This window comes from Caballeronia sp. (assembly GCF_049581465.1).
In the GTDB taxonomy this organism is placed as follows: domain Bacteria; phylum Pseudomonadota; class Gammaproteobacteria; order Burkholderiales; family Burkholderiaceae; genus Caballeronia.
In genome coordinates this window covers 1-6,558 of record NZ_JBAUSA010000613.1, presented here as the reverse complement: position 1 = coordinate 6,558, position 6,558 = coordinate 1, and the positions used below count along the sequence as shown (strand labels likewise).

The 6,558-nt window shown below is 58.3% G+C and carries 9 protein-coding genes; all 9 read right to left on the bottom strand.

Annotated features, from left to right (window positions below):
• A partial coding sequence (locus WCA53_RS14940) for a type VI secretion system tube protein Hcp (protein WP_423911575.1) occupies positions 1-242 on the bottom strand: 242 nt, incomplete at its 3' end.
• 70 nt (positions 243-312) lie between these two features.
• Positions 313-1,809 carry a type VI secretion system contractile sheath large subunit gene (gene tssC / locus WCA53_RS14935; protein WP_423911572.1) on the bottom strand — a complete coding sequence of 499 codons (1,497 nt, stop codon included), beginning with the start codon at positions 1,807-1,809 and terminating at the stop codon, positions 313-315.
• Between the two features lie 52 nt (positions 1,810-1,861).
• Complete coding sequence (gene tssB / locus WCA53_RS14930; protein WP_423911570.1) at positions 1,862-2,401, bottom strand: type VI secretion system contractile sheath small subunit; 540 nt, start codon at positions 2,399-2,401, stop codon at positions 1,862-1,864.
• Positions 2,402-2,945: 544 nt separating this feature from the next.
• Positions 2,946-3,122, bottom strand: coding sequence for a hypothetical protein (locus WCA53_RS14925; RefSeq protein ID WP_423911568.1), 177 nt, complete (start codon positions 3,120-3,122; stop codon positions 2,946-2,948).
• Between the two features lie 43 nt (positions 3,123-3,165).
• Positions 3,166-4,554, bottom strand: coding sequence for a replicative DNA helicase (locus WCA53_RS14920; RefSeq protein ID WP_423911566.1), 1,389 nt, complete (start codon positions 4,552-4,554; stop codon positions 3,166-3,168).
• Between the two features lie 144 nt (positions 4,555-4,698).
• Positions 4,699-5,154: a 50S ribosomal protein L9 gene (gene rplI / locus WCA53_RS14915; RefSeq protein ID WP_423911564.1), complete on the bottom strand. Its 456-nt coding sequence runs from the start codon at positions 5,152-5,154 to the stop codon at positions 4,699-4,701.
• Positions 5,155-5,182: 28 nt separating this feature from the next.
• Positions 5,183-5,458, bottom strand: a complete 276-nt coding sequence (gene rpsR / locus WCA53_RS14910; protein WP_031359787.1) for a 30S ribosomal protein S18 — start codon at positions 5,456-5,458, stop codon at positions 5,183-5,185.
• A gap of 2 nt (positions 5,459-5,460) precedes the next feature.
• Positions 5,461-5,760, bottom strand: a complete 300-nt coding sequence (priB, locus tag WCA53_RS14905) for a primosomal replication protein N (RefSeq protein WP_423911561.1) — start codon at positions 5,758-5,760, stop codon at positions 5,461-5,463.
• A gap of 38 nt (positions 5,761-5,798) precedes the next feature.
• A complete protein-coding gene (gene rpsF, locus WCA53_RS14900; protein WP_423911559.1) occupies positions 5,799-6,173 on the bottom strand; it encodes a 30S ribosomal protein S6 in 375 nt (124 codons plus the stop codon).
• Between the last annotated feature and the right edge of the window lie 385 nt (positions 6,174-6,558).

The window sequence follows — 6,558 nt, the reverse complement described above, 5'->3', positions numbered from 1 at the left end:
TCGCCGAGCTTGGTGCCGGCGGCGCAAGCTGCGTACAACGCAGGCGTCGACTGGTCGGTGCTCTTGTTCAGCGAGAATTCAGAGAACGACGGGCGCCCCAGGGTGCGCTCCGTGTTGGCCGAGTCCGAGGTCATCGGCATGGCGACGCTATGCGAAAACGACAGGATCTGGATGCCGTCGGCGAAACCGTCGATCAGCGAATTGCCCTTGATATCCTTGAATTGAAGCAGGATCGTATCCATGATTGGCCTGAATTATTAGATAGTTATAAGAGACAACGCGACGCGCGGCGCTTATGCCGCGCGTCTTTCATCAAGCTGCTGCGGCGGGCAGGTCTGCAACCAGGCGAATCGATGCCGTGAGTTCTTCCATCTGGAAGTGCGGCTTCAGGAAGCAGGTCGCGCGATACGCGCCTGGCTTGCCGGGAACCTCAGTCACATCGACCCGTGCTTCGCCCAGCGGAAAACGCGCCTTCTGCGCCTGCGAGGCTGCCGGATTGATCAGCACGTAATCGGCGATCCAGTTGTTCAGATAATTTTCCACGTCGGCGCGCGTCTGGAAACTGCCGACCTTGTCGCGCATCATCACCTTGATGTAGTGCGCGAAGCGCGACGCTGCGAGCACGAACGGCAGGCGTGCCGACAGTTGCGCGTTAGCGTTGGCCGCATCCTTGTTGTAGACCTTCGGCTTGTTGGCTGTCTGGCCACCGAAGAATGTCGCGAAGTTCGAGCCCTTCGAATTCACGAGCGCGACAAAGCCGAGGTCGCTCAGTTCTTTCTCGCGACGGTCGGTGATCGTGACTTCGGTCGGGCATTTGAGAACTACGTCGCCCTCGCCGGTCTTGTAGGCGTGCGCAGCGATTCCGTCCACCTTGCCGCCGCCTTCCACGCCGCGAATCGCGGTTGCCCAGCTATATTTCGCGTAGGCATCCGTGATGCGTAAGCCGAGCTGATAAGCAGCGTTGGCCCACAGATATTTGCTGTGATCCGTTCCGTCGACGTCTTCTTCGAAGTTGAAACTTTCCACAGGCGAGGTCTTTGCACCGTACGGCAAACGCGCCGCGTAGTTCGGCAGCACGAGCGTCACGTAGCGCGAATCTTCCGACTCGCGGAAGCTGCGCCATCCAGCGAGCTCAGCGCTTTCGAAGGTCTTCGACAGATCGCGCGCAACGCCGAGGTCGGTGAACGACTTGATATCGAACAGGCTGGGGGCCGCTGCCGCCACGAACGGCGCATGCGCGGCCGCCGCGACGCGCGAGATGCGTTCGAGCAGCGCGATGTCTTGCGGATGACGGCCGAATGCGTAGTCGCCGATCAGCAGCGAATACGGATGACCGCCGAACGTGCCGTACTCGTCTTCGTAGATCTTCTTGAACAGCACGCTCATGTCGTGATCGACAGCCGATTCGAGATCCTTGAGCAGCTCTTTCTTCGTGACGTTGAGCAGACGCAACTTCAGGCGCGTGCTCGTTTCCGTGCCGTACACCATGTCATGCATGCCGCTCCACGACGCTTCAAGCGCCTGGAATGCGGAATCGTGCATGATCGCATTGAGCTGGTCAGTCAGGAGTCCGTCGATTTCAGCGACACGCTCATTGATCATTGCCACCACGCTCTTGTCGGGGCTCGTGCGCATACCCTCGTCGAGAATTTGCGAGGCGAGTTGACCGATCAGCTTCTTCGCGTAGATGCCCTGCGAGGGCTCGACAGCCATGTTGCCTTCCTGAACGATTCGGTCGAGCAGACTCAGCTCGCTCTCGTTCGTGGTCGTCCCCGCTACCGCGCTTTTGGCGGCAGAATTTGTTTTCATCTGGATTCCCCTTGGGGAGTTCGTTGCGTCAGCGACGCGGAGAATGGGTCCGTCACTCTGACGGCGGCGCTTCTTCAACTACGGGCGCGGCCGGCGTATCGCCCGCATGTGCCTGGCTCTGCACCTTCTTCAGCTCTTCCGAGTTCTGCACGATGCTTTCGAGCATCGAATCCAGTTCATCGTTGCCGTCGAGCTTCGCCAGCAGGTCTCGCAACTGTTGACGGGCTTCGAGCAGCTTGGCTAAGCGCGGCACCTGGCTCACCAGGCTCTCCGGATGAAAGTCGGCGAATTTTTCGAAATTCAGTTCGACTTTCAGCGTGCCTTCGCCTTTCATCGTATCGGGCACGGACAGATCGAGACGCGGACGGATCTTGCTCATGATCTCGTCGAAATTGTCGCGGTCGATTTCGACCAGACGGCGCTCCTTGAGCTTGGGCAACGGCGTTGCCGGCTGACCGGATAGATCGGCGAGCAGCCCTACCACCATGGGCAACTCGCGCTTTTCGACCGCGTCGCCGAGCTCGACGTCGTATGTAATCTGAACGCGCGGCGGACGATTGCGCCCCACCCACTGCTGTAAGCTATTGGACATAAACCTCTCCGGGAATGACGAAACTCGAATGCGTTAAAGACCACCCAACTCGCAGCGATCATCCGCGAATGGCACGATAAACAGTGGGTTCAGGAAGCGATGAAGCGACAGACATTCCCCAGGTGAGGCGCCAAGGTGAACTTCGCCGGAACAACGAGTTATTCCGGTCTTGGCGCTGATCGTCGCTGGCAGCATCTGCGTGACGTCAATGCACCCCCCGACGCATTGACGGGGGGATTTTAGGTGTGACGAAATAGCGCGTTTGACCGTGCGTCTCACTTTTTGAAATTAATTTTATCTAATGAGTCAACAATCAAGTCTGATGGGCGCTACATAAAGGCGGATAGAGCCGACTTTTGGCACGTCATGCTTACAAATTGCTAACGCTGCGGTGCCGGGATGGTCACCGCGTTTGGCATGGGGGTTGTACCAGAAGCCGGTTTTGCCGGCGACGTGCGGGTTGTATGTTTTAGTTGTTTTCGTTACGCCGTCGTCGCAACAATCCGCGCGTCGGTTCGGGCTCGGATCTCGCCCGCGGCCCCGCTCAGCGAATCGGTACAACGCCTCGGCGCCGTGCGGCACCGGGTGCAGGAACCAGGAACTCCGTACGCGCGACGTCCGAGAGCAACAATTCCTTGAGCAACGGCTTGGCAGCCGCACGCAGCAGCAGCCATTGCGCGGCGAGCAGCAGCGCCGCCGCTTCGGTGCCGGGCTTGGTCACCCTCTGTGGGCCATCCGAGCGACCTCGGCGTGCATAAACGGCCTCAATCGCCGTAGAAATTTTGCGCGCCGGCAAAGTTCTCAAACTTGGTGTATTGGCCCTGGAACGTCAGTCGAATTGGCCCGATCGGACCATTACGCTGCTTGCCGATAATGATTTCGGCCGTCCCTTTGTCCGGACTGTCCGGGTTATAGACTTCGTCGCGATAAATGAAAAGAATCACGTCCGCGTCCTGTTCGATAGCGCCGGATTCGCGCAGGTCGGACATGATCGGGCGCTTGTTCGGCCGCTGCTCCAGGCCACGATTGAGCTGCGACAACGCGATCACGGGGCAATCGAGTTCCTTGGCAAGACTCTTCAGTGAGCGCGAGATTTCAGAGATTTCCGTTGCACGGTTTTCGCCGCCCGAGCCGGAACCGGACATGAGCTGCAAATAGTCGACGATGATCAAGCCGAGCTTGCCGCACTGCCGGGCAAGGCGACGCGAGCGGGAACGCAATTCCATCGGATTCAACGCACCCGTTTCATCGATAAAAATCTGCGCCTCGCTCATTTTTTGCACCGCGTGCGTGAGCTTTGGCCAGTCTTCGTCGGTGAGACGGCCCGTACGCATTCTGTGCTGGTCAAGACGGCCGACCGAACCGAGCATCCGCATGGTCAGTTGCGTGCCTGGCATTTCCATGGAAAACACGGCGACGGGAAGACCATATTCCACCGCCACATATTCGCCGATGTTCATTGAAAACGCGGTCTTGCCCATGGAAGGCCGCCCCGCCACGATAATCAGTTCGCCGCCGTGCATGCCCGACGTCATCTTGTCGAGATCGACAAAACCAGTCGGCGTGCCGGTTACATCGCTGGGATTCGCCGTGTGATAAAGCGTGTCAATGCGCTCCACCACTTGCGTCAGCAGCGGCCCGATCTCGAGAAATCCCTGCGTCCCGCGCGCACCGCTCTCCGCGATCGAGAACACTTTAGCCTCGGCCTCGTCGAGCAACTGGCGCACTTCCTTGCCTTGCGGATTGAACGCATCGGCGGAAATTTCATCGGCGACGGAGACCAGACGGCGCAACACGGCGCGATCCCGCACGATTTCCGCGTATCGCCGGATATTCGCCGCGCTCGGTGTGTTCTGCGCGAGCGCGTTGAGATAGGCCAGCCCGCCGACTTCTTCAGCCTTGCCGCTGTTGGTCAGCGACTCGTAGACGGTGATGACGTCGGCAGGACGCGTGGTCGCGATGAGCTTGCCGATCGCCTCGTAGATGATCCGATGGTCATAGCGATAGAAATCGCCGTGCGACATCACATCCGCGATCCGGTCCCACGCGGCGTTATCCAGCAGCAGGCCGCCAATGACGGACTGCTCGGCTTCGATCGAATGCGGCGGGACTTTCAGCGCATCGAGTTGCGGATCTTTAGACGGTGCGTTCATGGGGAGGAATTATCGCGGAAATGGCGGTGGCCGGGAGCCCGGAAAAAAACAAAAAAGGCAGAAGCCGCATGCGGTTTCTGCCCTTCCCTTTACTGCAGCGCTTCAAGCAAACGCGGCGGGCTTCGCGCCCACCGCAATAAGCACTTAAGCGTGTTCGCCCAACACCGACACGGTCACGTCAACCAGCACGTCCGTGTGCAATGCGATCTGGACGGAGTGATCTCCGACCAGCTTGAGCGGGCCGTCGGCCAGACGCACTTGCGACTTTTCGACTTCGGCCAGGCCTTGCTTCTTCAGCGCATCGGCGATGTCCGCGTTCGTTACCGAACCAAACAAGCGGCCGTCGACGCCAGCCTTTTGCGAGATCTGCACGGTCGCGCCGTTCAGCTTTTCGCCTTGAGCCGTAGCGGCTGCGAGCTTTTCAGCAGCAACCTTTTCCAGGTCCGCACGGCGCACTTCGAATTCCGCGATTGCGTCCTTCGTTGCACGGCGAGCTTTCTTGCCCGGGATCAGGAAGTTACGTGCGTAACCGTCCTTGACTCGAACGATGTCGCCCAGGTTGCCCAGGTTGACGACTTTTTCCAAAAGAATGATTTGCATTTGGCTTTTTCCTTATTGCGTCGTCTGATTAGGCCTTGTGCAGGTCGGTGTACGGCAGCAGCGCGAGAAAACGCGCGCGCTTGATAGCCGTATCGAGCTGACGTTGGTAGTGAGCCTTCGTGCCCGTCAAGCGAGCCGGCGTGATCTTGCCGTTTTCGCCGACGAAGTCCTTCAGCGTTTCCGTGTCCTTATAGTCGATGGTCTCGACGTTGGCAGCGGTGAAACGGCAAAATTTCTTGCGCTTGAACAGCGGGTTTTGTTGCTGACGACGCTTGTCGAATTTCTTACCAGTCGGGCGGGGCATGTTTAGTCCTTTCCTAATTCCTGCAATTCTGTGATGTGAAACACCAGGGTTCGCGCGTTGCGGTTTTTCTTGGCCAGAAAGCCTGTGAAGAGCGTTTCCACGCCCATCGCCGTACCTTCCAGCTTTCCGCTCGCAGCTCCGGCCGCTACTGCGGGAAGTGTCATTTCAACTTGCCGGGCAATTCCGGCTTCGACCACTTCCGTGCGGTGATGCAACGTGCAGCTTGCAATCGGGACGCCGGCGGGGGTGTACCGCACCGGTTCGCGTTCCACGACGCTTGCTGTCAATTGCAGCCGATTCACTTAAATCCTGGTGGCTTGACGCCTGTAGAGGCTGTCTATTAAGCCTGCGCTTCAGTCGACGGCTGGCTGGCCGCCTTCTTGGCTTCTTCGCGATGCACTTCCTTCATCATCGGCGACGGGCCGGTTTCGGCCTTCTTCAGCTTGACGATGAGGTGACGCAGCACGGCGTCGTTGAACTTGAACGCGTGTTCCAGTTCTTCGAGCGTTTCCTGGCTGCATTCAATGTTCATGCACACGTAGTGAGCCTTCGCGAGTTTCTCGATCATGTAGGCCAGTTGACGACGGCCCCAGTCTTCGATGCGGTGGATTGAACCACCGTGCGACGTGATCGTGGTTTTGTACCGTTCGATCATGGCGGGCACTTGCTCGCTCTGATCCGGATGCACGATAAATACGATTTCGTAATGACGCATTGTCACTCCTTGAGGATTAAAGCCACCCGGGCGTCGGACCGGTGCGGCAAGAGAGAAGCCAGCGAGTATATCGCGGGAAGGTTTTGCGTGCAACGCTTTTAAAGGTTTTTCCGCCTAACTTCTACTGCGTTTTCAATGGCTTAGGGAGGGGGCCGGCTGGCGGCTTTTGGGGGTGCTGCTCGCGGAGAGTGTGGGGAGAGCGTTGAGTCCTTCTGCTTACGTGGTCGTTCTGCTTAAGTCTGATTTTCTTGCTTATTGCTGTTAGCCCCTATCCGGGGCGGGACTTCATTTCTTTGCAAACGCGCAAAGAAACGAAGCAAAGAAACGCGTTCAAACCGCGAATACCTCAGTGTCGTCGTCGATCACTTCAGGTTTTTGGCACGAA